Genomic DNA, 25,067 nt, shown 5'->3' on the forward strand with positions numbered 1-25,067 from the left:
TACAGTGGCGGCGTCCGCACGCTCAGTAATTCTCACAATGGAGGATTACTTGGCGGAGATTTGGGGTATCTGATCAGGTTTTACGTTCTACTGCTCGACGCCCGCCAGCTGCGCCGCCGCAGCTAGTGGAATGCGCAACCAGGTCGGCCGGTTGCGGGCCTCGTACAGCACCTCGTAGATCAGCTTGTCCGCCAGGAACGCGTCCAGCAACGCCGACTGCTGGCGGGGGTCGCTCTCCGCAACCTCCGCGTACCCGTCGCAGAACGCCTGCTGGTTGCGGCTGGCCCACTCCGACGCCCGGTAGGCGATCTGCTGATCACCTTCGTGATCGGTCAGCAGTAGCGACCGCGCCGCGTAGTCGAACGACCGCAGCATCCCCGCGACGTCCTTGACCGGCGTGTCCAGCGCGCGCCGCTCGACGAGCGACTTGGCCGGCTCACCCTCGAAGTCGATCAGCTTCCAGCCGTCGATCGTGCGCAGCACCTGACCGAGGTGGAAGTCACCGTGGATGCGCTGCACCAGCACCGGCTGCTCAGCCGCCGCCAGATTCGCGAATGCACGGCCCAGGCCTTCGGCGTACGGCGCGAGTTCAGGAACTGCGGCAACCGCGGCCGCGAGTCGTCGCTGCATGGCTGCGGCGTGCTCGACCAGCTTGTCCTGCTCCCAGACATCCGTGCCGAGCGCCTTCGCCAGCTCGGCATGGACCTGGGCGGTGCTGGCACCGAGCCGATGCGACTCCCCGGCGAAGTCGCCGCCGACCTCGGCCGCATGCAGATCGGCCTCGGCGTACAGATCGCGCACCGACGACGTCGCGAACGACCAGCCGTCGGTGGCGTTCTTCTGGAAGGCCGTCATCATCGCCAGCTCACCGCTGTCGGTCCCGCCACCGGCCCGCGGCCAGCTGCCGCGCGCCGATCCGAGCACCTCCGGGACCAGCTCGGACCCGGACTCGGTGAGCGCCGACTCGATCTCGACCCCGGGGTTACTCCCGGGCTCGAGCCGGCGGAACACCTTCAGCAGCGCCACGTCGCCGAAGACCAGCGACGTGTTCGACTGCTCGACGGTCAGCACCAGGGACTGCGCGTCCTCGGGCACGATCGTCGTACTCTCCGGTGCGTGCACCGGGTGGAACTCCAGCCCGTCCAGCTTCCGGCCGTTGGTGAGACCGTCCAGCCAGTACGGCGTGGCTTCCTTGTCGTGCAAGGCGTCGTACACCCACACCCGGGTGTCGCCGAGGTCCTGCTCCTCCCAGTCACCGATCAGGGCGTGGCTGAGATTCTCCGCCGGTGCCTGGTGGTAGCTGAGCGGCAGCTGGTACACCCGGATCGGGATATCCGATCCGGGCGGCCCCGAACAGTAGACGAACCCGATCCGGACCGCAGGCCACACCCCGTCGCCGGACAGCCACACCGAGGTGGCCATCGCGTCGACGACGACGTCGTGTCCCTTCTCCCCGAACCAGCGCTGGCTCGCACAGAAGGACTGGACCTGGTCCAGATGGGAAGTCACGAAATGCTCTCCTCGTGGTCGGCCGGCTTGGGCAGCCGGAACCAGTAGAAACCGTGCGCGCCGAGCGTCAAAAGGTAGGGCAACTCACCGATCGCTGGGAAGTGCACCCCGCCGAGTAGCTCAACGGGCTCGACTCCCTCCCACTGCCGCAGGTCCAGCTCGATCGGCTGCGGGAAGCGGGACAGGTTGTTCACACACAGGACGACGTCGTCGCCGAACTCGCGGATGTACGACAGGACGCTCGGGTTCGAGCCGCCCAGGTCGGTGAAGGTGCCCATCCCGAAGCAGGGGTGCTGCTTCCGGGTCTGGATCATCCGCCGGGTCCAGTGCAGCAGCGACGAGGCGTTCTCCATCTCGGCCTCGACGTTCACCGCCTGGTAGCCGTAGACCGGGTCCATGATGACCGGCAGGCTGAGCTTGCCCGGGGTCGCGGTCGAGAACGACGCGTTCCGGTCCGGCGACCACTGCATCGGGGTCCGGACACCGTCGCGGTCACCCAGCCAGATGTTGTCGCCCATGCCGATCTCGTCGCCGTAGTACAGGATCGGTGATCCCGGCAACGACAACAGCATCGCGGTGAACAACTCCATCTTGTTGGTGTCGTTGTCCAGCAGCGGGGCGAGGCGCCGGCGGATACCGATGTTCGCCTTCATCCGCGGGTCCTGCGCGTATTCGGACCACATGTAGTCGCGGTCCTCGTCGGTGACCATCTCGAGCGTCAGCTCGTCGTGGTTGCGCAGGAAGATGCCCCACTGGCAGGTGTCCGGGATGGCCGGGGTCTGGGCCAGGATCTCCGAGATCGGGAACCTGGACTCGCGCCGTACCCCCATGAAGATGCGCGGCATCACCGGGAAGTGGAACGCCATCTGGCACTCGTCACCACCGGAGTCCCGGTCGCCGAAGTAGTCGACCACGTCGGCCGGCCACTGGTTCGCCTCGCAGAGCAGGATGCGGTCCTCGTAGTTCGCGTCGACCTCTTTGCGGACCCGCTTCAGGAACTCGTGGGTGCGCGGCAGGTTCTCGCAGTTGGTGCCGTCCTCCTCGAACAGGTACGGCACCGCGTCCAGCCGGAAACCGTCGATGCCGAGGTCCAGCCAGAACTTCAGCGCCTCGATCATCGCGTCGCCGACGGCCGGGTTCTCGAAGTTCAGGTCCGGCTGGCTGGAGTAGAACCGGTGCCAGAAGTACTGGCCGCGGACCGGGTCCCAGGTCCAGTTCGACTGCTCGCTGTCCACGAAGATGATCCGGGCGTCGCCGTACGGCTCGTCGGTGTCGGACCAGACGTAGAAGTCGCCGTACGGGCCGTCGGGGTTGTTGCGCGACTCCTGGAACCAGGGGTGCGCGTCCGAGGTGTGGTTCATCACGAAGTCGACGATCACGCGCATCCCGCGCGAGTGCGCGGCTTCCATGAACGCGGCGAAGTCCTGGATCGTGCCGACCTCCGGCATCACGCCGGTGTAGTCGGAGATGTCGTAACCGCCGTCGCGCAGCGGTGACGGATAGAACGGCGGCAGCCAAAGGCAGTCCACGCCGAGCCACTCGAGATAGTCCAGCTTCTCGGTCAGGCCCTGCAGGTCGCCGATGCCGTCGGCGTTCGAATCCTTGAACGACCGCACCAGGACTTCGTAGAAGACGGCCCGCTTGAACCACAGCGGATCCTTCTTCGTCAATCCGTGGTGCTGCTCCGGCAGCATGTCGGTCACGCTCACCTCCATCGGGAGTGTTGTGGGGGACTCGCCCGCGCCCGAATCGTCCCGTACCCCGATTCGGCGGACTCAAAAGGCCGGGTCGAACAAGGAAGGCAAACGCAGGAACCGGCAGAGCCCGGTGATGTGGTGACGCCGCGCGAGTGACGGTCCGCGAGTGCGTTCCGCATAGTCTGACGGCCCTTTGCCAGTACAAGCAAATAGACCCGCACAACTTCTCGCAGAGTAAAACCTCTGCCCGACTGGTCTACGTCAGGGCTGGGTCGACTTGCGGGGTTTGCGGACGTACTTGGTGAAGCCGGAGCGTTCGGCGTCGGCCTCGGTGCGGAACCAGACCTCGGCCTTGGTGCGGCCGTAGTACGGGGAATCTGGGGTGTGGAAGAGCATCGACTGCGCGTTGCCCTTGATGGTGAAACCGTCCGGCGGTCCCTGATGCGGTACGGCGTCCGCCGAGCCCGGACCGAACCGCCCGACCGGCACCTCGTCGTCGAACAACGTCGGCGCCGACGAATCCCCACTACCCATCAACCGCGAGAACTCCCCGTCACTCGGTACGCCGTCCTCGCGTGCTGGGGGAGCGTCGACGACGGCCTCGGCCGGCTCCGGTGCAACCTGCTCGGGCTCGGGGGTCGGGGGAGTGGGCTCGCCGGGCTCCGATGCCGGGGCTGCAGCCGCGATCGGCTCGGGCTCCGCAGCGGCATGTTCCGGCGTCGGGACGACGGCGGGTTGGGGGGCGGGCTCCACCGGGGTGATCGGGGCGGCCTTTGCCTGCTCCGGTTGGGGCTTGGGGTCCGGTACGGCGGACTTCGTGGCCGGCGCGGCTGGAGCCTGCTCGGGCTCGGGGGTTGGGGGAGTGGGCTCCGCTGGGGTGATCGGGGCGGCCTTTGCCTGCTCTGGCTGGGGTTGTGCCGACTTGGGCTCCGCTTTTGCGGGCTTGGGCTCGACGGGCTCGGAGCGTGCCGGCTCGGGGCGGGCGGGGTTGGTGCGGGTGGCGGGGGCAGGGGCCGGGGTGGAGGCTGCGCCTACTAGGGCTTCTTCTTTGGCGGGCTCTTCGGCGGGGGCTTCTGCTGGGGCGGGGGTGCGGCGGTCCAGGAGGAGCCAGGTGATGAGGGCGCCCAGGAGGAAGGCGGCCAGGGACCAGGCCCAGTTGTGGCGGAACAGCCAGCTCATCGGCGGGCCCCCTTGGTGGTGTGGTAGATGAACCAGGCGACCGCGCTGCCCAGGAGGAACGCGACCAGGAGGATGAGCCAGGTGTCGAGGGTGAGCCGGAACATTCAGTTCTCCTGGAGTGCTCGGAGCTCGGCGCGGCGGTTGGCGATCCGGCCGGTGGCGGTGGTGTTGGGGGCGATCGGGAAGGCCTGGCCGTAGCCGGCGGCGAGGATGCGGTTCGCGGGGATGCCGAGGCGGACGAGCTCGGCCTTGACCGCGGCGGCGCGTTGTTCGGACAGCGGGAAGCTGGTGGCGGGGGAGCCGAGGTTGTCGGTGTGACCGGCGACCTCGACCCGCGCGGTGGCGCAGGTCTTGAGCAGTCCCGCGGCCCGGACGACTGACTGCTTCGAGGCGTCGTTGACGATCGCGGTCCCGGACAGGAAGTTGATCCGGTTGTGCCGGCTGAACTCCGACAGCCGGCTCTTGAACGTCCGGCACGCCTCACTCACGACCGGCTTCGACACCGGCACCTGCAACTCGTCGGCGATCACAGCACCCGGCACGGCCTGCGCCGCGGCCCGCGCGACCATCGCCTTCGTGGCCTGATCCGGTACCGCTCCACTCAGCGTGACCGTGGTCCCGTCGTACCGGACCGAGGCATCCCCGGTACCAATCGCCAGCGCATGCAGCAACGCGGACAGGGTGCCGACGTCCTCGATCCCGTTCGCGGCGTCGACGTTCACGCGCTGGTCGTACTCACGATCGGGCCCGAGAACCTTCTCGACCTCGGTCTTGATCGAGTCCTTGGCCAGCTCGCTGCGGACCGTCGCCTGCACGCGGATCGCGCTGTCGGTCCGGCCGATCTCGAACCCGGCCGCCTGCTGCTCGGGACCCTGGGTCGGCTGCGGCTCGTTCCGCCCGGTTCCGAACGACACGGTGCGGATACCCTCGACACCACCGACGATCTCCTCGATCTGCGTGGTGTCGGCGTCGGTCGACAAGAGTATGCGCGCATCGCGGCCGTCCATCACGACGGTCACGCCGTTGATGCCACGCTCGGTGAGCGCGGTCGTGGCCTGCGCGCGGAGCTCGTCCTCGATCGAGCCGGCTTTGACCGGAATGAGCACAGCAGTCAGTAACACAGGTACGGCGAGGGCCGCGAGCAGCCAGCCGACGAGCGGCCGGCGAACGAGTCCGGGCACTGTTCCTCCGTCAGAAGCGGTCCTCCGACGGGTGCGGGCCGAAGTGACCGTGCGCGAGGAGACTACTCCGCCGCGCACACAGGACGCACGCCGGTCAGGCAAATCGGTACAGCGTGTCGGCCGACCAGATCCGGTCAGAACTGTCCTGTCTCGGACAGGTCGCATTTGTGCCAGCCCGTTGCGCAGGGAATCCCTTGACTTAGTTCTGGTCGTAAACCGTACTTGTGCGTGCGTTACCACCGTCCGGTGTGAGAGGGAGGGGCTCGGATGGAGAGGCTGGCCAGTCAAAAACAGGCGGATTCGTCGCTGATCATCGGCGTCGCCACGTCGACGGCCGAGCGGGTGCAGCTGGCCCGTCTGCTCGGTGACGCCGACGCGTTACTGCTGGTGTCCAGTGCCGAACAGGCACGGGCATTCCTGGAGCTCACCGAGGCGCGGCCACCGGCCACACCGGTCGTGGTGACACCGTCCGTCGTACCGGTGCTCGACGTACAGCCGGTACGCACGGAGCCCGAGTTGCAGCTCGACGTGGAACGCCGTGTGGTCCGCTGGGAGGACCGTGAGGTGCCACTGACCCGGCTGGAGCACGACTTCCTGCACTGTCTGGTCGAGGAGCCCGGTCAGGTCTGGACGTACCAGCGGCTGCACCACGCGGTCTGGGGCAACGAGCACCTGGGGCACGGCTCGCACATCCACTCCGTGGTGAAGCGGCTGCGCCAGAAGCTGGCCAACCTGGAGGCCACGGTGACCATCCACGCGGTCCGCGGCGTCGGCTTCCACCTGCTGCCTACTACATAACAGCTCCGGCAAAGGGCCAGGCCCCGGACCACTGCGGTCCGGGGCCTGGCTGTGTAGCTGTGAAGTTGTGGGTGTTACTTGGTGGCGATCAGTGCGAAGTCCTCAGTGATCGGCTCGCCGGACAGCAGCTCGGTACTGCGAGTCTGCGGCTTGTAACCGTCCTTGGCCGCGATCAGGGTGAGGGGGTTGTTGCGGATGTCCAGCCAGTACGCGTAGTTACCGTCCTTGTCGGTGATGAACGTGTAGGACTGGGCCCACGAGTCCACCTGGACGGTCGCACCGGGCAGTGCGGCCCGGGTACCGGTCTTGCTGACACCGGTCACCGTGCCCTGGATCTTGGCCCAGGTGCTCGGCGGCGTGACGGTCAGCTTGATGTCGACCGGGTTGACCGTGTACGGCGTGTCCTCGCCGACCGTGACCGCACCGGTGTAGGTACCCGGCTGGTCGACGTTCGCGGTGAGCGTGACCTTGACCGTCGTGGACTCGCCCGGGGCCAGCTCGGCCTCGGTCTTGTCCAGCGCCAGCCAGCTCACGTCGGCCGCGGACTCCGAGCAGTCCTCCAGACCCGGCAGGTTCTCCGAGTCCGCAGTGGCGTTGAAGGCACCTGACGAGCCACCGACCTTGTAGAAGCCACAGGCCGCACCACCGCGGTACCGGGCCTGGTTGGCGTTCGGCAGAGCGGCCCAGGTGTCGCTGGCCGGGTCGTAGGCCATGCCGGCGTTGGTGACGGCGCCCGCCTGGACCCCACCGACCACGAGCAGCTTGCCACCGGCGACGGCGTACGCGCCGGCCCAGTGGTCGGCCGGAGCGGCGGCGATCGCCGTCCAGGTGTTGGCACCCGGGTCGTAGACGTACGCGTCCTTCAGCGAGTTGGTGCCGTCGTTACCGCCGGCGCAGTACACCTTGCCGTCGATCGAGCCACAGGAGGCGAACGCGACCGACTTCGGGTAGTTGGCCAGCGTGGCCCAGGTGTTGCTCGCCGCGTCGTAGCTGACCACCGTGTTGCTCATCGGCAGGCAGTTCGCGGTGGTGCAGCCACCGACGGCGTACAGCTTGCCGCTGGCGACAGCCTGACCGGCCGCGGCGCGCGGAGCCGGGTTGGCGGCCACTGCGCTCCAGGCGTTGGCGGCCGGGTCGTAGGACCAGGTCGCCGCGTCCGGACCGGCCGCACCCCAGCCGGAGCTGGCGATGATCTTGCCGTTGACCGCGCCGAGGGTGACGGCGTTACGAGCACCCGGCAGCGGGGCGATCGCAGTCCAGGCCTTGGCGGCCGCGTCGTACTTGTAGCTGTTCCCGGTCGAGGCCGACCCGTTGCCACCGGCAACCGAGTAGACCGTACCGTCGACAGTCACGACGCGGTTGTCCATGACGACACCCGGGTAGTTGGCGATCCCGGTCCACGGCGCCGCACCCGGAGCGTTGCTCTCCGGAGCGTCGATCGGCTTGCCGGACAGCTGCTGGGCGAACGACGTCGGCACCTGGATCCGCTGCAGCGGGGCGCCCTTGCTGCTCAGCACCTGCGCCTTGGTGGTCTTGGAACCGTTGGCGTTCTCCAGGACGAACCCGCCGTCCTTCTCACCGAACTTCACCTTGACCGGCGCACCGCCGGTGTTGGTGACCGTGACGGTCTTGCTGGTCTTGCCACCGAGCGGCAAGGTCGCACCGATGTTGCCCGGGGTGACGCTCAGCTGACCGGCGGCCAACGTGAAGTCGGCACTGGTCACCCAGTCCGCCTCGACCGCGACGGTCGACTGCGCGCTGACGTAGTTGCCGGCCTTGGCGGTGAAGCCCTGGTCGCCGTCGGCCGAGGAGTACAGCCAGTAGAAGCCGTCGGCCAGACCGGTGTCCTCCGGCGTGGCGACCGACGTACCGGACTCGGTGGAGCCGTCACGGGTGACGACCGCGCCGTTGACGGCACCGCCGGTGTTCGCGTCCTTGACGTTGCCGACGACCAGACCGCCGCCGATCGGCTCACAGATGACCTGGCTGCCGATCAGGACGTTGTCGACCTGCCACCACCACTCGTACGAGGCGTCGTAGTAGCGGAAACGGACCTGTACGGCGGACTGGCCGGCCGCGGCCGGGATGTCGATCTGCTTGGAGCCACGGACGTCGCTGGCCTGCCGCAGCACGTTGGTCCAGGTGGTACCGCCGTCGATGGACAGGTCGACGTCAGCCTTCTCACCACCGAGCCAGTTGAGGTCCTGGTTGAACCGGATCACCGGAGCGGTGACCGCGGACAGGTCCACGACCGGGCTGACCAGCGAGGTGTCCTGCGCGCCGCCGGAACCGTACTTGTCGCTGTCGATGATCGCGAACGAGCCGGTACCGCCGGACAGGTTGCCGCGCTTGCCCGGGTCGTCGAACTTCCAGACCTGGCCGTTGCCCTTGCCGTCCTGGACGGTCCAGCCGCTCGGCGCCGCGGTGGCGTCGAACGTCTCGTACACGCCGTCCGAGCCGTTCTTGTAGCCCGGTGCGGTCAGGCAGGAGTCCTGCCGGACCTTGACGGCCACGTTCTTGGTCAGGTTGGTGGTGCCGACGGTGACCGGAACGGTGGTGGTCTCGTAGCCCGGGATCTGGGACTCGATCTTCAGGTTGTACGCCGCGCCGCCCGGAACCTTGAAGCTGAACCGGCCGTTGCTCGGGGTGGTGTAGTCGAACACGCCGCCCGGGCCTTCGACGCTGACCTTCGCGTACAGCGGCCAGCCGTGGCCGGAGCCGTCGGAGATGGTGCCGCCGATGCTGACCTGCGGGGAGCTCGCGAGCGCGAAGTCCTTCGTGGTGGTCTGGCCGGTGGTGACGACCGCTGTCGCGGTCTGCGACTTGTAGCCGAACGATGCGACGGTCAGGTCGTACGTCCCGGCCGGCAGCACGCTCGAGTAGGTGCCGGTGCTGCTGGTGGTCAGGACCTTGTCGGCCTGGCCGGCCGCCTTGACCGTGACACTGGCGCCGGCGAGCGGAGCACCACCGGTGGCGGCGGTGACCTTGCCGGCCAGGGTGCCGGTGTCGCCGACCGGAGCGGCGTTCAGCAGCGCGAGTGCGTCGAGGCGGCCCTGACCGAAGACGTTGTTGTTCTCGGTGGTGCCACCGCACTGGGTGCTGGCCGTGTCGATCGCCGTCGTGTTCAGCAGCGCGCGGGTAGCGGCCACGTCACCCTTCAGCGTCGGCGAGGCCGACCACAGCAGCGCGACCGCGGCCGCGAGGTGCGGAGTGGCCATCGACGTACCGTTGAAGGCGCCGTACGCGTTGCCGGGGAGGCTGGAGCGGACGTTCACGCCGGGGGCCGAGATGTTCGGCTTGATCGTGCCGTTCTGGCCGGCACCGCGGCCGGAGAACGAGGCGATGTTGTTGTTGATGTCGTAGGCACCGGACGAGTAGTTGCTCGTCGAGCTGCCCGGCGAACCGGAGGTGTTACAGGCCGAGCCGCTGTTGCCGTTGGCGAACGCGCCGAAGATGCCGGATGCCGCCCAGGCCAGGGTGACGTCCTCCATGAACGGGTCGTTCGACGGGACCTGCGAGCCCCACGAGTTGTTGATGATGTTCGGCCGCTTGCTGGCGTCGGGGCTCTGCCCGGCCAGGTTGGTCGGCTGCAGCATCCACTGACCGGACTCGATCAGTGCCGCATCGCTCGGGCAGCAGCCGTTGGCGGCGATCCACTTGACCTCGGGCGCGACGCCGATCTGGTTCCCGGCGCCGTCGTCACCGGCCATCGTGCCCATCGTGTGGGTGCCGTGACCGTTGGCGTCGGCGGGCTGGTTCGGCGACGTACCGGCCGCGTCGAACCAGTTGTAGTTGTGGTCGAACGACCCGTTGCCGAGGTTTCCGCGGTACTGCTTCACCAGCGCCGGGTGGTCGTACTGCACACCGGTGTCGATGTTGGCGATCGTGATGCCGGCGCCCTTGTCGCCGTACTGGCTCCAGACCTGGTTCGCCTTGATGTTGGCGACGCCCCACTCGACCGCGTTGATCTCGTGCTCGGCGGTGCCCTCGGTGATCTTCGGGACCTCGACCTGCATCGGGCTGTAGAGCCCGGCGACCTCGCTGTGCGCGGCCAGCTTCTTGGCCAGGTCGAACGATCCACCGTTGATCCGGATCGCGTTCGTGGCCCAGAACGACTTGTACTTGACGCCCTGCGCGTCCAGCTCGGCCTTCACGCTCTTCTGGGTCGTGGCAGCGGTCGCGCGCAGCTTCTCGGCCACCGCGGTCCCGCGCTCGGTCCAGTCGGTGATCTTACTGGCGGAGGTGAGATCCGCCTTCTGGCCGAAGTAGACCCAGTAGTCGTTCGCGGCCTTGGCGTCCTTGCCGCTGAGCTTGGCCATCAGGTCCGGCTTGATCTTGGCGGCCGGGTCGGTCCCGGCCGGCTTGGTGGGCGGTGCGGCCAGGGCGGCGCCGGTGGCGCCCAACCCGGTCGCGACGACGGCCACCGTCGCCAGGGCGCCGACCAGTGTTCTGGCGAGCCCCCTACGTCTGCTGTCTGACATTCTTCGCAGCCCCTCACTTGACGACCCCGAGTTGACTCCCCCGAGTCATGTGGTGCGCAGAGGGCGCAGGCGTCCGGCCTGGCGGTGAATCGATGGACGAACGCAGCGTGCCCCCCAGGTCGCCGCGTGTGACACGACGAGCCTGCCGAGGACACTATGTGTCAGCTGAACCGGGTCACAAGCACAGTTGGTGAGCAAGATGTGACTAACGGTCGCCTGGAATCTGGGCAACCTGGGCAACCTGGTCAAAGATTGGCAATCCGTTGACGATCTGAGGCAAAGGTTGACATCGTGACGGGATGGTCACCGCCCGTGTCCCCGCCCCAGCGGACGTCGATCTGACCAGGACCGACGCCCAACCGTTCCCGCTGCTCATCGCAGTAGCAGCCTCGCCCGAACAGCGTGTCCGCCTCGCCGAGCTCATCGACGACGTCGCGCCGCTGCTCCTCGTCTCCAGTCTCGACGAACTGCGCAAGCTCCTGGTTCCCGGCCGGCAACCACCGCCGGCCGGCCGGCCCGAGCCCCCCGAACCCGAGTCCGCCGACGCCACCTCGACCGCGCGGCAGGACGGTTCGCCGGACGCCGACGTACTCACCATCGACCGGGCCCGCTCGGTCGCCCGGTGGCGCGGCCGCGAGGTCCAGCTCACCGAGCTCGAGCACGACCTGCTCGCCCGGCTGATGTCCGCACCGGTCCGGGTCTGGACCTACGACGCACTCCACCAGGCCGTCTGGGGGACCCGCGGGCTCCGCGGCACCGCCGACGTCCACTCGGTGGTGAAACGCCTGCGCCGCAAACTCGACGACCTCGGTACGACGGTCACCATCGACGCCGTCCGAGGCACCGGCTTCCGCCTGACCGACCACCAGCACCCCGCCATCACAAGCCTGCGCGCAGGCTGATCGGCACCCGGAGGTCGGGTCCGCCGTCGTTCAGCAGGACAGAGGCGTCTACAGCGTGCGCGCGGTAGAGCCGAAGTGGTGCTGGCTCCTGCAGTTGCTCGGGTTCGAAGACGGTTTGTTCGGGTAGTCGGCTGCTGTAGAGCTGCGCACAGCGGGACAGGTCCGCTGCGCCGACCTGTTCGGCGTACGCGGTCAGGTAGACGGCTTCTGCTGTGAAGAGTGGTACCTGGGAGTCGTAGATGACGATCGCGGCCTCGGGGCGCTCCGCCAGGTTGCGGGAGTGCGTGCTGTCCGGGCGGGAGACCCAGTAGAAGTCGTCGCCGTCGGGTGTGTAAAAGACGGGTGAGGCCCACGGGTTTCCGTCGCGGTCTGCGGTGGCCAGCGTCAGGTACTTGTTGGCGGCGATGATCCGGTGCGCGGTCTCCTGAGGCGTCATAGGCCCAGCTTCGACTGGTGTCGAGTTCCGGGCATCCGTGGCCACCACGGAGATTAGAGTGCCGAGGTGGAGTGGCTGGAGCTGGTTTCGGCGCGGGAGGCCGAGGTGCTGGCCGCGATTCGCGGGCACCAGTCGAACGCGCAGATCGCGGCTCGGCTGCACCTGTCCATCCGCACCGTCGAGAGCCACGTCGCGTCGCTGCTCCGGAAGGCCGGCGTACCGGATCGGCGCAGTCTGGCGGCATTGGCAGCCGAACCGGTGTCTGGCTTACCGGTGTACCCGACGTCGTTCGTCGGACGGGCAGCGGAGCGTACGGCGGTTGTCGCGGCGCTAGGCGATGCGCGGCTGGTGACCTTGGCCGGCGCTGGTGGGATGGGCAAGACCCGGCTCGCTGTCGAGGCGGCGGCGGATCAGGACGCGGTCTTCGTCGACCTGGTCCCGGTGCGGGCCGGGGGAGTCGGCCAGGCGGTCGCTCAGGTGCTGGGTGTTGTCGAGCGGCCGCGCAGTACACCTGCCGATGGTGTGATCGAGCGGCTGCGGTCTGAGCGGGTGCTGCTCGTGCTGGACAACTGCGAGCACGTCGTCGGAGAGGTGGGTGAGCTGGTCGCCCGCATCCTTCGGCTGTGTCCGCAGGTGCGGATCCTGGTCACCAGCCGCGAACGCCTCGCCGTACCGGGGGAGCGGTTGGTGGAGGTGCCATCGCTCGGTGCCGAAGGGCCACGCCTGTTTCTGGAGCGCGCTACCGGTGCAGTCTCCGACCTGGCGGCGGTTGAGCGCCTGTGTACGGCGCTCGACGGTATGCCGCTGGCCATTGAGCTGGTGGCGGCCCGCACCGCATCCCTGGGTGTGCACGGTATCGAGGCAGCGCTTGATGACCTCTTGCGGCTGATCTCTGGCGGACGCGGTCCGGACCAGCGGCACCACTCACTCCAGGACGTGATCAGCTGGAGCCTCGACCTGCTGGATGACGAGGAGCGCCTGCTGTTTCGTCGCCTGGGCATCTTCGTCGGAAGCTTCGACCTGTCGGCCGCCGCGGCGCTCAGCCCGGAGCTGTCCGTCGGTGCGGTCGCCGACCTGATCGGCAGGCTCGCCGACCGCAGTCTGATCGTGTATCGAGGACGCTGGTCACTGCTGGAGACGGTACGAGCGGTCGCCGCCCGCGAGCTGGAGCTGAGCGGCGAGGACCTGATCCCACGCTACGTCCGCTGGGCTGCGGACAAGGCCGCCACCCTGACCGCCGGCACGGCCGGGGGCAATGCCACCGACACAGCCGCCGACTTCGCCTCGGTCGCGGACGACCTGCGTCACGCTCTCACCTACACCACGCCGGACAGCTATCGCCTCGCGAAGTCCCTTGCCCACTTGAGTTTTGTCCACGGGCAGATGGTGGCCGCGCGCAACCACTACATCCGGGCCGCGGAGCTGAACCCGGACAGCGCCGCGGAGGATCTGTGCTCGGCCGCGGACATCGCACTGATCAGCGCCGACGAGGCCGCGTTCGGGTTGTTGGTGGAGGCAAGTGATCGGGCCGTCGGTACGGCGCGGGCGGTGGCACTCGCTTCGGCGGTGATTGCCGCGACGCGCTTCTCGATGTCGTTCAGAGAGGAGGTTCCGCGGGAGCGGGTGGTCGGGTTGCTGGCCGAGGCGACGGCTCTGGCGGATCCCGGTGACGCACGGTGTGTCGCCGTACTGGCGATGGCGCGGGCCTGGGCCTCGGGCGAGACACCGCTCGACCCGGATCTCGAGCTGTCGCGGACCGCGGTCGCCGCGGCCCGCCGTACGGGGGATGCGGCGTTGGTGCTGGGCGCGTTGGATGCCTTGGGTACGGCGCTCGCCAACGCCGGGCAGTTACGTCAGGCACACCGGCTGTCCGACGAACGATTACGGCTGGCCGCCGCCGCATCGCCGCACGAACCGGCGGTTGCGGCTGAGCTGGTCGACCTCTTTCACGTGGCCTCGACCTCGGCGATCGCGGCGGGAGACCTACCGGCCGCGGCAAACATCGCCGCCCAGGACACCGAGGTGTACGCGCACCCGGCGATCATCGCGCCGCGGTTGATCCGGTTGTACGGGTTGAGCGGGCGGTTCGACGAGGCGCTCGAGCAGGCCGACGTGTTGTGGGACGGCTGGCTGTACGCGACCACGGCCGGCGCCGAGTCCGAGCTCTCCTCACTACGCGGCCACTGGCCGTCATCAGCCGCGGCGATCGTCGCTATGGTCCACGGCCTGCGCGGCGACGAACCGGCGTACGAGGAATGGCGTTCCCGCGCCCGGCGCATCGCCCACGTCGACAACCCGGCCGACTCACTCTCCCTGGCCGCGCCGGCCGCCTTCGTCGACGCCCGGATCGCCATACACACCGGCCGGTACGACGACGCCCGCGGACTGGTCGATGCCGCCCTCGCGCCGTTCCTGGAGAAGTGGTGGCTGCCATACGCCCACGCGGCCGGAGCCGAACTGGCAGTCGTCGCCGGACTACCCCACGCCGCCGAGTGCCTCACGGCCGCCGAACCCGCCGCAACCGAGAACGACTGGGCCGCCGCCTGCCTCACCCGAGCAAAGGCCCGCCACACCGGAGACCAGGGATTGATGTCCGAAGCAGTCGCCGCCTTCGACCGCATCGACGCCGCCTTCGAACGCACAATTCGGTGGTGACCACGGATCCCTGGAGGGCGTCCGAGCGACAGGCTGAGAGAAACACCCTTTGAAGGAGGAGCCATGGGCAAGGTCGCGTCAGGGATGTCGATGTCGCTGGACGGTTTCGTCACCGGGCCGCACGACAGCCGGCAGCAGCCGCTCGGCGAAGGCGGTGAAGTACTGCACCACTGGCTGGGTGAAACTGCGACCGCCGCCGACCAGGCCGTCATCCAGGAGATGTCGGCCGGAGTCGGCGCGATCCTGATGGGACGCCGCTCGTACGACTTCTGCGTCGGCGACGGCGGCTGGGGTGACGGCGGCCCGGCCGGCCAGACCCCGTGCTTCGTCCTCACCCACAACCCGCCGACCGAATCGCCGGCCGTCTTCACCTTCGTCACCGATGGCATCGAGAGCGCAGTCGCCCAGGCCAAAGCCGTCGCCGGCGACAAGACCGTCGGCATCCACGGCGCCACCGCAGCCCAGCAAGCACTAGCCGTCGGCCTCCTCGACGAACTCCACGTGAGCCTGGTGCCGGTCCTGCTCGGCGGCGGCGTCCGCCTCTTCGACCTACTCGGCAGCGGCCCGATCATCCTGAACCGCGACCGTGTCGTCGAAGCCGGCAGCGGAGTAACCCACCTCCGCTACCAAGTCGTCCGCCAGCCAAGCTGAGCTCGGGCACCGGGTGGAGTGGTGACTCGCCGAGGCCACGATCCCCAGGAGGGCGCTGAATTCGTCTCCGCAGCGGGCTGATTGACCCCTCGATCACAGACCTCCGCCGACACGCCCGGCAGCCCGTGGGCGCTCCGAAGAGGCGCCGACCCGGGCCGCGGGGTCAGGCTTGGCCTCGGCGTACGGCGAGGATGTGGGCTGGTTCGCCGTTCGGGTCGAGTTTCACGTAGTTCTGCTGGCCCCAGCGCCAGGTTGCGCCGGTAATCTCGTCGTACACGGTGAAGGTGTCCTCCGGGCGCATGCCGAGCGCGGCCATGTCGAGGTGGACGACTGTCTCGCGGACGGCGTGCGGGTCGGTGTTGACGACCACGATGACCGTGTCGCTGTGGCCGTCGGGGGCGGTCGTGCGCTTGGAGAAGCACATGATCGCCTCGTCGTCGGTCGTGTGCAGCGACAGGTTGCGCAGCTGCTGGAGTGCCGGGTGCCGGCGGCGGACTGTGTTCAGCAAGGTCAGGTACGGCGCGAGTGTGCGACCCTCGGCGTCCGCAGCGGCCCAGTCTCTCGGGCGAAGCTGGAACTTCTCGGTGTCGAGGTACTCCTCCGAGCCCGGCCGCAGTGCCACGTGCTCGAACAGTTCGTACCCGGCGTAGACACCCCAGGACGGTGACGAGGTGGCGGCGATCGCGGCGCGGATCTTGAATGCGCCGGGGCCGCCGTACTGGAGGTAGGCGGTCAGGATGTCCGGCGTGTTGACGAAGAAGTTCGGCCGCAGGAAGTGGCCGCTCTCCTTGGTCAGCTCCTCCAGGTACTCCTCGAGCTCCCACTTCTCGTTGCGCCAGGTGAAGTAGGTGTAGGACTGGTGGAAACCGACCTTGGCCAGCTCGTGCATCATCGGCCGCCGGGTGAACGCCTCGGACAGGAACACCACGTCCGGGTCGGTCTTGCGGATCTCGCCGAGCAGGTACTCCCAGAAGTTCACCGGCTTGGTGTGCGGGTTGTCGACCCGGAACACCGTGACGCCCTTGTCGATCCACAGCTTCACGATCCGCAGGACCTCGGCGTAGATGCCTTCGGGGTCGTTGTCGAAGTTGATCGGGTAGATGTCCTGGTACTTCTTCGGCGGGTTCTCGGCGTACGCGATCGAGCCGTCGGCGCGGACCGAGAACCACTTCGGGTGCTCCTTGACCCAGGGGTGGTCCGGCGAGGCCTGCAGGGCCAGGTCGATGGCGATCTCGAGACCGACCTCGCGGGCCCGGCCGACGAAGTACTCGAAGTCCTCGAAGGTGCCGAGCTCGGGGTGGATGGCGTCGTGGCCGCCCTCCTCCGAACCGATCGCCCACGGCGACCCCGGGTCGCCTTCCTTCGGGTCGAGGGTGTTGTTCGGGCCCTTGCGGAACGCCTTGCCGATCGGGTGGATCGGCGGCACGTAGAGGATGTCGAAGCCCATCTTCGCCACGGCCTCGAGCCGCTCGGCCGCGGTCCGGAAGGTACCGGACTTCCACTCGCCGGTGGCCTCGTCGTACTCGGCGCCTTCGGAGCGCGGGAAGAACTCGTACCAGCTGCCGTAGAGCGCGCGCACCCGGTCGACCCACACCGGGTAGGTCTCCGACGAGGTGATCAGCTCGCGCACCGGGTAGCGCCCGAGCGCGGCGCGCACCTGCGGCGAGATGCCGGCGGCGAGCCGTGCCTCCGGCGGCAGTGCGCTGTTCGACAACGCCTGCGCGGCATCGCCGAGCGTGGCCCGATCAGCCCGTACGGCGGGCGGTACGCCGGCGGCCGCCCGGTCGAAGAAGGCAGCCCCCTCGGCGAACATCAGCTCGACGTCGAGACCGGCCGGGATCTTGATCTCGGCGTTGTGCCGCCAGGTGCCGTACGGGTCGCTCCAGCCCTCGACCGCGAACGTCCACGCGCCCTGCTCCTGCAGGGTGACGTCGACACTCCAGCGATCGGTGCCCGGGGCCCCTGGTGCCATCAGCATCCGTCTGGTCTGTCCCGTCGGCGACGTCAGTACGACGTTCGCGTTCACCGCGTCGTGGCCTTCGCGGAACACCGTGGCCGCGATGGTGAACGTCTCGCCGACGGCGGCCTTGGCCGGATACGCTCCGGCGTCGACGGTCGGGGTGACGTCGGTGATCGGGATGCGCCCAGTCATGGCGTAGAAGAACCTTCGCTTCCGTATCAGCGGTGCGGCGGGAGTGATCGGGGAACTACAACCCTGACGGTATCGGTTCCCACCGTCCACACCTTGCAAGCGGGGGTCACGGTTCGGTCCACTGTTTGAAATGTGAACGCCCGGTCACCGGACAGTGCATCGGGGCCGGGCTCTGCAAAGTCTTGCTCGCGTTGCAAAAAAGATGCACGCCGAGGGTGTTCTCAGCGCTGATCGCCGGTACGGTGTCCCGGTGCGAGCGATACGACGATTCTCCGTCCGCCCTGTCCTGCCCGAGCCGTTGACCGGTCTCGGCACCCTGGTGAACAACCTCCGCTGGGCCTGGCACCCGGAGACGCAGGATGTCTTCGAGGCCGTGGATCCGCAGCTGTGGCGCAGCACCGGCGGTGATCCGGTCCGGCTGCTCGGTGAGGTCCCAGCGGCCCGCCTGGACGAGCTGGCCAGTGACCCTGCCTTCCTGCGCCGGCTCGAGCTGGCCGTCTCCGACCTGAACGGGTACGTCTCCGACGCCCGGTGGTTCCAGTCGGAGGCCGGCTCCCCGGTCAGCGGCGTGGCCTACTTCTCCCCGGAGTTCGGCATCACGCACGTGCTGCCGCAGTACTCCGGCGGTCTCGGCATCCTGGCCGGTGACCACCTGAAGGCGGCCAGCGACCTCGGCGTACCGCTGATCGGTGTCGGCCTGCTGTACCGGCACGGTTACTTCGCGCAGTCGCTGAACCGCGAGGGCTGGCAGCAGGAGCGCTACCCGCTCGTCGACCCGGACGGGCTGCCGATCAGCCTGCTCCGCGACGGCGACGCCCCGGCGACCGTCACCCTGACACTGCCGGACGAGCGCGAGCTGCGCGCCCAGATCTGGGTCGCCCAGGTCGGCCGCGTGCCGCTGCTGATGCTCGACTCGGACATCGAGGAGAACGAGCCCGCCGAGCGCGAGGTCACCGACCGGCTGTACGGCGGTACGACGGAGCACCGGCTGCTCCAGGAGCTGCTGCTCGGCGTCGGCGGTGTCCGTGCGGTCCGTGAGTTCTGCCGGATCACCGGGCATGCCGCGCCGGAGGTGTTCCACACCAACGAGGGCCACGCCGGTTTCCTCGGTGTAGAGCGGATCCGCGAACTCGCCGCCGACAAGGGGCTCGACTTCGACACCGCGCTCGAGGTCAACCGCGGTGGCACCGTCTTCACCACCCACACGCCGGTCCCGGCCGGTATCGACCGGTTCCCGGTCGAGCTGATCCAGCAGCACTTCTCGGCCGACGCCTTCGGTGAGGGTGTGCCGATCGACCGGATCCTGCAGCTCGGTGCCGAGGACTTCGAGGGCGGTGACCCGGGTGTCTTCAACATGGCGATCATGGGTCTGCGCCTGGCGCAGCGGGCGAACGGCGTGTCCAAGCTGCACGGGCTGGTCAGCCGGGGCATGTTCGCCGGACTGTGGCCGAGCTTCGACTCCACCGATGTGCCGATCTCCTCGATCACCAACGGCGTCCACGCGCCGACCTGGGTGGCGCGCGAGATCAACCAGCTGACGCTCGCGGCGACCGACCGGTCCGAGTCCGAGGACGTCTTCGACGGGCTCGACAAGACCACCGACGCGCAGATCTGGGAGACCAAGCGGATCCTGCGTCAGCGCTTCATCGACGACACCCGGTCGCGGGTCCGGCAGTCCTGGATCAACCGCGGTGCCAGCGAGGCCGAGCTGGGCTGGGTCGACGAGATCCTCGATCCCGACGTACTGACGATGGGCTTCGCGCGGCGCGTCCCGTCGTACAAGCGGCTGACGCTGATGCTGCGCGACCCGGCGCGGCTGAAGGCGATGCTGCTGCACCCGACCCGGCCGATCCAGATCGTCATCGCCGGCAAGTCGCACCCGCACGACGAGGGCGGCAAGAAGCTGATCCAGGAGATGGTCCGCTTCGCCGACGACCCCGAGGTTCGGCACCGTATCGTCTTCGTGCCGGACTACGACATTGCGCTGGCGCAGCCGATGTACCCGGGCTGCGACGTCTGGCTGAACAACCCGCTGCGCCCCTACGAGGCCTGCGGCACGTCCGGTATGAAGGCGGCGCTGAACGGCGCCCTCAACCTGTCCATCCGCGACGGGTGGTGGGACGAGTGGTACGACGACGAGTTCGGCTGGGCGATTCCTTCGGCCGAGGGGATCGAGGACACCGACCGCCGCGACGACCTCGAGGCGCACGCGCTCTACGACCTGATCGAGAAGCAGGTCGCACCGCGCTTCTACGACGGTGAGGTCCCCGGCCGCTGGATCGAGATGCTCCGGCACACCATCAAGGAGCTCGGCCCGAAGGTGCTCGCGACCCGGATGGTCCGCGACTACGTCGAGCAGCTCTACGTGCCGGCCGCCTTGTCGTCGCGTGCACTCAACGCCACGTACGACGGCGCCCGCGACCTGGCTGCCTGGAAGAAGAAGGTCCGCGCCGCCTGGCCGGCCATCCGCGTCGACCACGTGGAGCTCCAGGGCCTCGGCGACGTACCCCAGCTGGGGACGACCGTCGGCGTCCGCGCCTTCGCCGCCCTCGGCGACCTCGAGCCGGCCGACATCTGCGTCGAGGTCCTGCACGGCCGCGTCGACGCGAACGACGAGATCACCGATCCCGTCCGCGCCACGCTGTCGCTGGCCGAAACCTACGAAGGCAACCGCCACCGCTACGAAGGCGAACTCAAACTCGACCGCACCGGCCCCTTCGGCTACACGGTCCGAGTCGTCCCCAACCACAAGGCCCTGGCCAGCCCCGCCGAACTAGGCCTGGCCGCCGGCCCCTCCGACCCCGACGACCCCAGCGCCCCGGACCTGCCAGCCGGCTCCGAGTTCTAACCCTCCCAACCCCGCCTGCCTCACCAGGCGGGGTTTCTTCTTCCTGGGCGGTCCTGCAGGCCATCACAAATGGATGTGATTGGTTGGCTCCCGCCTGGGTGCGCAGGCCGGAGGCAATTGTGATGGCCTGGCGGTCCGGGGCCGTCGGTCACGACTTCGGTGCCGCGGTCGCGTTCCACTACGCCGCCCAGTTCCCCGCGGACACCAAGAGGCTCGCCTATCTCGAGCTCCCGCTCCCCGGCCCCGCCATCGGGGGAGAGGTTTCAGGTTGTGGTTGCGCAGGTTGCGGGCGTGGGTTGAAGCTCGGGGGCGCGGAGGCGGGTGGCTACCACAACGGTGCCTAGGGCAAGTAGTCCGAAGAGGGCGCCTACCCAGGCGACGGAGGGGTAGCCGGCGCCGGCGTTGAGGGTTAGGCCGGCTAGCCAGGGGCCTACGGTGATGCCTACGTTGAAGGCTGAGACGTTGAAGGCGGCGGCGAGGGTGGGGGCGGAGCCGGCGAGGCTGAAGACGCGGCCGTTGACGGCGGGGTTGTTGGCGAAGCCGAAGGCGCCTACCAGGACGATGGCGGGTACGGCGAGCCACGGGGTTCCGGCGCCCAGGGCGAGGGCTACTGCGGCGGCGATGAGGCCGGTGAGCGCGACGGTCAGGGTGGTGAAGGGGCGGCGGTCTGCGGTTCGGCCGGCGGTGGTGATGCCGATCAGGGCGCCGACGCCGTACACCGCCAGCACTGCTGGGACCCAGGCGGCGGACAGGCCGGTGGAGTCGGTGAGCAGTGGCGCGAGGTAGGAGAAGATCGCGAGGATTGCTGCGGTCGACAGGGCGGTGGTTCCGTAGGCGAGCCAGAGACCCGGGTTGCGGATTGCGCGTAGTTCGCTGCGTAGTTCCGGGGTTGTCTCGGAGCGGCCGCCGGGGATGGTGAAGATGACGCCGACCATGGCGAGGGCGGACATCGCGGCCACTGCCCAGAAGGCCGATTGCCAGCCCAGGTGCTGGCCGAGTGCGGTGCCGGCCGGTAGGCCGACGATGGAGGCGACGGTGAGGCCGCCGGCCAGGACGCTCATCGCACGAGCCCGGGATTCGGGTCCCGCGAGTTGGATCGCGGTGACTGAGGCGACGGCCCAGAATCCGGCGTACACGAAGGCGCCTGCGACCCGGGTGGCGAGCAGGAAACCGTAGTCGGAGGTGAGTGCGCCGGCGACGTGGGTGAGGGCGAAGACGACCAGGAAGGCGAGCATCGCCGCGCGCCGGGACCAGCGCAGGGTGACGACGGCCAGGATCGGAGCCCCGACGAGCATGCCGACGGCGAAGGCGGAGATCAGCAGACCGGCCGCTGGGATCGAGACGTTCAGGTCGGTGGAGATTTCGGGGAGGAGGCCGGCGAGCATGAGCTCCGACGTTCCCTGGGCGAAAATGGCAGCGCCGAGCAGATAGACGGCGAAGGGCATGGGATTCCTTTGCTCAGAAGGCGTGGAGCGCGGCCTCGATGACGGACTGCTGGGCACCGGCCGGCGCACCTCGGCGGGCCGCGACACGCAGGCCCCCGAGTACGACGTACACGTAGTCGGCGAGCGCGTCCGGATCGCGACTCGCGTCGACCTCGCCCGCGGTTTGCGCGGCCCGGATCTCGAGAGCGAGCGCGGTCAGCTTGACGGCGTGGTCCCGATCGAGGATCTCGACGAGTTCGGGATCGGTCGGCCCGAGCTCGACCACGGTGTTGATGACCAGGCAGCCGGACGGATCGCCCGGCTCAGGCTCTACCGCCCGCCACAGGATCTGCCGGACGCGTTCCCGGATCGGTAGATCGGTACGGCGGATGAGCTCGAGCTGCGCCGACGTCGTCTGCTCCATGTACCGCCGCAGCGCGAGATCGAACAGCGCACGCTTGCTGCTGAACGTGTTGTAGATGCTGCTGCGCCCAAGCCCGGTCGCCGTACAGAGCTCCTGCGTCGAGGTCGCTTCGTACCCCGACGCCCAGAACACCCGCATCGCGGCATCGACCGCCTGATCCTCGTCGAACATCCTCGGCCTGACCACGAGCCGACCATAACAGGTTTTGGACTGAGCTATCCAAAACGGGTCTCAGTGCTTGGTCAGATCCACCCAGGCGTGCGGGCGGCCGGAGGGGGAAGTGATGAGGGTGCGGCCGTTGGGCGCGAGCGCGGGGTAACGCTCGGCCAGCTCTTTGGTAGCGGTTTCGTCGCCGGCGTCTGCGGCGATGAGCAGCGCGGCCAGCTCGTCGGTTTCGGCGGCGTCGGCCTCGGTGTACGTCGGCGCCAGGGTGCCCCAGCTTTCCCAGAGCAGGAGTTCGTCGCCCATCAGGTGCGCGAGCTGGTAATGCACGTAGGTGCGGATGAACCAGAGGCCGTTCAGGGCGAGGCCGGTGCCGGGACCCGGTACGGCGCCGTACAGGTTGGGATCGATGCGGCCGGCGCGGGCCTCACGCCAGACTTCGGCGGCGGAGACGAAGGGGCCCGATGGCAGGTCGAGAGTGTTGAGGAGATGGTGGTCGGCGGGGTCCAGCTGGGCGTCGAGCATGACCCAGCGGTCGCCGTTCCAGTACTCCGCGACGACGTGGTCGTGGTTGAAGTCCTCGGCGAAGTAGACCGCGAAGCCGATCCGGCTGCGGACCGGAATGCCCTTGTGGCGAAGGGCGGAGGCGAACAGCAGGGTGTAGTCGCGGCAGCAGCCGACAACACGGTCGAACGGCTCCCGCGGTACGGCGAGCGCCGTACCGTTGCGGCGCTGGTCGGTGGCGAGGATGGACGACACCCAGCGGTGGTCGATCTCGGCCAGGCGGTCACCGGTGAACTCGATACCGCCACCGCGGTAGTGGATGAGCAGGTTGCGCACGACGGCGCCGATGGCGGGGATGTCGTCCGGCAGGGCGTCGAACAGGTGGGCGTACTCACCCGGATCGCTGTACGGCGTCTGCTGCGTGTAGTCCATCAAGGTCTCCTCGCAAGAAAGGGTTGGGCGATGTCGACGGCGGGTGCGTCACGGGGGAGCAGCTGACAGTCGGGCTGGTAGACCTCGCGGGGTGCGCCAGCCGCCAGGGCTTGGTTGCGCACCCAGTCGAAGACCAGGTCGTAGGCGAGCATGATCCGCGGGTACGAGCATTCGTCCATCGTGATCGTGCAGTACGCCTCGTGATGGGCCGGCTCGACGCGGATCGCGATCGGCCCGGCCGGGTCGACGAGACCCTCGAACGGGACGCAGACCTCGACGGTTCCGTCCGCCTCCGGCGTGATGGGGTCGTGGTAGATCACCCACGAGCCGCCGGTGAGTGTCGCTCCGGCCGCACGCAGGTACGACGCGATCTCGTCCGTCCCCGAGACGATCACGCCGACGAGCATCGGCTGGTTCGTCTCGGCCCGGATCGTGGCGATCTTGGTGGCCGGGACCTCGCGAGTCAGCACCGGCCGCGGAGAGAGCCCGGACAGGCCGGTCCGGTTCAGCCGGCCGCGCAGATAGTCGAGGGTCGCCCGGCGTGCGGCCGTGGTCGCCTCCTCGGCTGCCCACCATCGGTCGAGCCGGATCAGCGCCTCCTCGTCGGACCCGGCCAGTACGTCGGCGATCGTGCTCAATGGCATGTCGAGCTGCCGGAGCACGCTGATCCGCCGAGCGCGTTCCAGCTGCTCCTCGTCGTAGATGCGGTACCCGTTGGCCGGGTCCACCCGGGCGGGCGCCAGCAACCCGGACACGTCGTACAGCCGCAAGGCCTTCTGTGAAAGCCCTGCCCGCCGCCCGAACTCACTGATCGTCAACACGCGATCATCAAACCCCCTGCCCCAGGGGAAAGGTAAAGCCCTAGTGCAGGTGCTTTTTCGGCAGTGCCGACAGTAGGGCGTCGGCGTGGCGGCGGTAGCCGAGGTTGTTGGGGTGGAAGTTGTCGCGAGCGAGCATGCCGCGCCATGGCGGGCGGGCGTGCCGGGAGACCTCGGCCACGGGCAGTCCGTGGTCTGAGGCGGTGGAACTGATGTGCTGGTTGATACCGGCGACGTAGGGGCTGACGGCGCCGCCGACGCGCCAGAGGCGGTCCGGGACGGTCAGGTCCATCACGACCGAGGAGGTGGGGAGGCGTTCGATCACTTCGCGTAGGAGGTCGCGGAAGCGCTTTGGTGGAGTGGCGAGGATGTCGTTGCTGCCGATGCCACAGGTGACGAGTGCTGGCTGCAGACCGCTGAGCAGTGGGAGCTGGTCCTTGAGCACATGCTGGGTCTGCGCGCCGGAGCGGGACAGGTTGAGTACACGCCACGGACTGCCGGTACGGCGAAGTGCGTTGAGCACCTGACCGACGTACCCGTGCAGGGGACTGGAGGCGCCGAGGCCCTGAGCGGTTGAGTCACCCAGTACGACCCAGAGCGGTCCGTCGGCAGCTAGCGCCCGGGTGTTCTGCTGCGTCCAGTACTCGGCGTACGTGCGCGCCTGGACGTCGACGTACGCGACGCCGTCGAGCCAGCGCTGCACGGCCAGCCGGGAACTCGTCCGCTCCGCCTCGCCCCAGCGCATGATTCCGCGGTGCAGGGCGCCGATCGGAGTGGTCCGCTGACGGGCGCGGCGCAGCAGAAACATTGGTCC

The 25,067-nt window shown here is 68.6% G+C and carries 17 protein-coding genes; 5 read left to right on the top strand and 12 right to left on the bottom strand.

All coding sequences use genetic code 11. The annotated features are described in order from the left end of the window. Positions 1–87: 87 nt before the first annotated feature. The 4 genes from ACFCV3_RS29385 to ACFCV3_RS29400 all read right to left on the bottom strand — a co-directional run bounded on the left by ACFCV3_RS29385 (position 88) and on the right by ACFCV3_RS29400 (position 5,566). Positions 88–1,509 (bottom strand): aminoglycoside phosphotransferase, encoded by a 1,422-nt coding sequence (locus ACFCV3_RS29385; RefSeq protein WP_376035283.1) that lies wholly within the window; start codon positions 1,507–1,509, stop codon positions 88–90. Beyond that, positions 1,506–3,203: a maltose alpha-D-glucosyltransferase gene (gene treS, locus ACFCV3_RS29390; protein WP_376035720.1), complete on the bottom strand. Its 1,698-nt coding sequence runs from the start codon at positions 3,201–3,203 to the stop codon at positions 1,506–1,508. Before treS ends, ACFCV3_RS29385 begins: the two co-directional genes overlap by 4 nt. Positions 3,204–3,467: 264 nt before the next feature. Continuing rightward, positions 3,468–4,385 (bottom strand): hypothetical protein, encoded by a 918-nt coding sequence (locus ACFCV3_RS29395; RefSeq protein ID WP_376035284.1) that lies wholly within the window; start codon positions 4,383–4,385, stop codon positions 3,468–3,470. Between the two features lie 104 nt (positions 4,386–4,489). Further along, positions 4,490–5,566, bottom strand: coding sequence for an OmpA family protein (locus ACFCV3_RS29400; RefSeq protein WP_376035286.1), 1,077 nt, complete (start codon positions 5,564–5,566; stop codon positions 4,490–4,492). Between the two features lie 267 nt (positions 5,567–5,833). On the opposite strand from ACFCV3_RS29400, the gene ACFCV3_RS29405 reads away from it, so the two are divergent. After that, the gene (locus ACFCV3_RS29405) at positions 5,834–6,364 is read left to right on the top strand and encodes a winged helix-turn-helix domain-containing protein (RefSeq protein WP_376035288.1); all 531 of its coding nucleotides are present in this window, start codon (positions 5,834–5,836) and stop codon (positions 6,362–6,364) included. 74 nt (positions 6,365–6,438) lie between these two features. Here ACFCV3_RS29405 and ACFCV3_RS29410 read toward each other — a convergent pair whose 3' ends face one another. Continuing rightward, positions 6,439–10,845 (bottom strand): S8 family serine peptidase, encoded by a 4,407-nt coding sequence (locus ACFCV3_RS29410; protein WP_376035290.1) that lies wholly within the window; start codon positions 10,843–10,845, stop codon positions 6,439–6,441. Positions 10,846–11,144: 299 nt separating this feature from the next. Here ACFCV3_RS29410 and ACFCV3_RS29415 point away from each other — a divergent pair, with 299 nt between their 5' ends. Continuing rightward, positions 11,145–11,747, top strand: coding sequence for a winged helix-turn-helix domain-containing protein (locus tag ACFCV3_RS29415; RefSeq protein WP_376035292.1), 603 nt, complete (start codon positions 11,145–11,147; stop codon positions 11,745–11,747). On the opposite strand, the gene ACFCV3_RS29420 is transcribed toward ACFCV3_RS29415, so the two are convergent. After that, positions 11,725–12,183, bottom strand: a complete 459-nt coding sequence (locus ACFCV3_RS29420) for a pyridoxamine 5'-phosphate oxidase family protein (protein ID WP_376035294.1) — start codon at positions 12,181–12,183, stop codon at positions 11,725–11,727. The genes ACFCV3_RS29415 and ACFCV3_RS29420 overlap by 23 nt on opposite strands. 66 nt (positions 12,184–12,249) lie before the next feature. Between ACFCV3_RS29420 and ACFCV3_RS29425 the strand changes: the two genes are divergently transcribed. Both ACFCV3_RS29425 and ACFCV3_RS29430 read left to right on the top strand, forming a co-directional pair. Next, on the top strand, positions 12,250–14,838 hold the full coding sequence (locus ACFCV3_RS29425) for a LuxR C-terminal-related transcriptional regulator (RefSeq protein ID WP_376035296.1): 2,589 nt from the start codon (positions 12,250–12,252) through the stop codon (positions 14,836–14,838). 63 nt (positions 14,839–14,901) lie between these two features. Then, positions 14,902–15,489 carry a dihydrofolate reductase family protein gene (locus tag ACFCV3_RS29430; RefSeq protein ID WP_376035298.1) on the top strand — a complete coding sequence of 196 codons (588 nt, stop codon included), beginning with the start codon at positions 14,902–14,904 and terminating at the stop codon, positions 15,487–15,489. Between the two features lie 163 nt (positions 15,490–15,652). Here the strand turns inward: ACFCV3_RS29430 and ACFCV3_RS29435 are convergent, their stop codons facing one another. After that, positions 15,653–17,641: a maltotransferase domain-containing protein gene (locus ACFCV3_RS29435; protein WP_376035300.1), complete on the bottom strand. Its 1,989-nt coding sequence runs from the start codon at positions 17,639–17,641 to the stop codon at positions 15,653–15,655. A 250-nt stretch (positions 17,642–17,891) separates the two neighbouring features. On the opposite strand from ACFCV3_RS29435, the gene glgP reads away from it, so the two are divergent. Further along, positions 17,892–20,489: an alpha-glucan family phosphorylase gene (glgP, locus tag ACFCV3_RS29440; RefSeq protein WP_376035302.1), complete on the top strand. Its 2,598-nt coding sequence runs from the start codon at positions 17,892–17,894 to the stop codon at positions 20,487–20,489. A 263-nt stretch (positions 20,490–20,752) separates the two neighbouring features. On the opposite strand, the gene ACFCV3_RS29445 is transcribed toward glgP, so the two are convergent. The 5 genes from ACFCV3_RS29445 to ACFCV3_RS29465 are packed head-to-tail and all read right to left on the bottom strand — an operon-like array spanning position 20,753 to position 25,061. Continuing rightward, complete coding sequence (locus ACFCV3_RS29445; protein ID WP_376035304.1) at positions 20,753–21,934, bottom strand: Cmx/CmrA family chloramphenicol efflux MFS transporter; 1,182 nt, start codon at positions 21,932–21,934, stop codon at positions 20,753–20,755. Between the two features lie 13 nt (positions 21,935–21,947). Next, positions 21,948–22,523: a TetR/AcrR family transcriptional regulator gene (locus ACFCV3_RS29450; RefSeq protein WP_376035306.1), complete on the bottom strand. Its 576-nt coding sequence runs from the start codon at positions 22,521–22,523 to the stop codon at positions 21,948–21,950. Between the two features lie 45 nt (positions 22,524–22,568). Beyond that, a complete protein-coding gene (locus ACFCV3_RS29455) occupies positions 22,569–23,435 on the bottom strand; it encodes a transglutaminase-like domain-containing protein (RefSeq protein ID WP_376035308.1) in 867 nt (288 codons plus the stop codon). Then, a complete protein-coding gene (locus ACFCV3_RS29460; RefSeq protein WP_376035310.1) occupies positions 23,435–24,256 on the bottom strand; it encodes a MerR family transcriptional regulator in 822 nt (273 codons plus the stop codon). The genes ACFCV3_RS29455 and ACFCV3_RS29460 overlap by 1 nt, the downstream gene beginning before the upstream one ends. Positions 24,257–24,296: 40 nt before the next feature. Next, positions 24,297–25,061: an SGNH/GDSL hydrolase family protein gene (locus ACFCV3_RS29465; protein WP_376035313.1), complete on the bottom strand. Its 765-nt coding sequence runs from the start codon at positions 25,059–25,061 to the stop codon at positions 24,297–24,299. Between the last annotated feature and the right edge of the window lie 6 nt (positions 25,062–25,067).

It is taken from the genome of Kribbella sp. NPDC056345, assembly GCF_042262745.1.
In the GTDB taxonomy this organism is placed as follows: Bacteria; Actinomycetota; Actinomycetes; order Propionibacteriales; family Kribbellaceae; genus Kribbella.

Coding starts and splice junctions, on each gene's coding strand:
- ACFCV3_RS29435 (WP_376035300.1), bottom strand. CDS start 17,641: ATGACTGGGCGCATCCCGATCACCGACGTCACCCCGACCGTCGACGCC.
- ACFCV3_RS29405 (WP_376035288.1), top strand. CDS start 5,834: ATGGAGAGGCTGGCCAGTCAAAAACAGGCGGATTCGTCGCTGATCATC.
- ACFCV3_RS29420 (WP_376035294.1), bottom strand. CDS start 12,183: ATGACGCCTCAGGAGACCGCGCACCGGATCATCGCCGCCAACAAGTAC.
- ACFCV3_RS29445 (WP_376035304.1), bottom strand. CDS start 21,934: ATGCCCTTCGCCGTCTATCTGCTCGGCGCTGCCATTTTCGCCCAGGGA.
- ACFCV3_RS29465 (WP_376035313.1), bottom strand. CDS start 25,061: ATGTTTCTGCTGCGCCGCGCCCGTCAGCGGACCACTCCGATCGGCGCC.
- treS (WP_376035720.1), bottom strand. CDS start 3,203: ATGCTGCCGGAGCAGCACCACGGATTGACGAAGAAGGATCCGCTGTGG.
- ACFCV3_RS29410 (WP_376035290.1), bottom strand. CDS start 10,845: ATGTCAGACAGCAGACGTAGGGGGCTCGCCAGAACACTGGTCGGCGCC.
- ACFCV3_RS29395 (WP_376035284.1), bottom strand. CDS start 4,385: ATGAGCTGGCTGTTCCGCCACAACTGGGCCTGGTCCCTGGCCGCCTTC.
- ACFCV3_RS29430 (WP_376035298.1), top strand. CDS start 14,902: ATGGGCAAGGTCGCGTCAGGGATGTCGATGTCGCTGGACGGTTTCGTC.
- ACFCV3_RS29415 (WP_376035292.1), top strand. CDS start 11,145: ATGGTCACCGCCCGTGTCCCCGCCCCAGCGGACGTCGATCTGACCAGG.
- ACFCV3_RS29455 (WP_376035308.1), bottom strand. CDS start 23,435: ATGGACTACACGCAGCAGACGCCGTACAGCGATCCGGGTGAGTACGCC.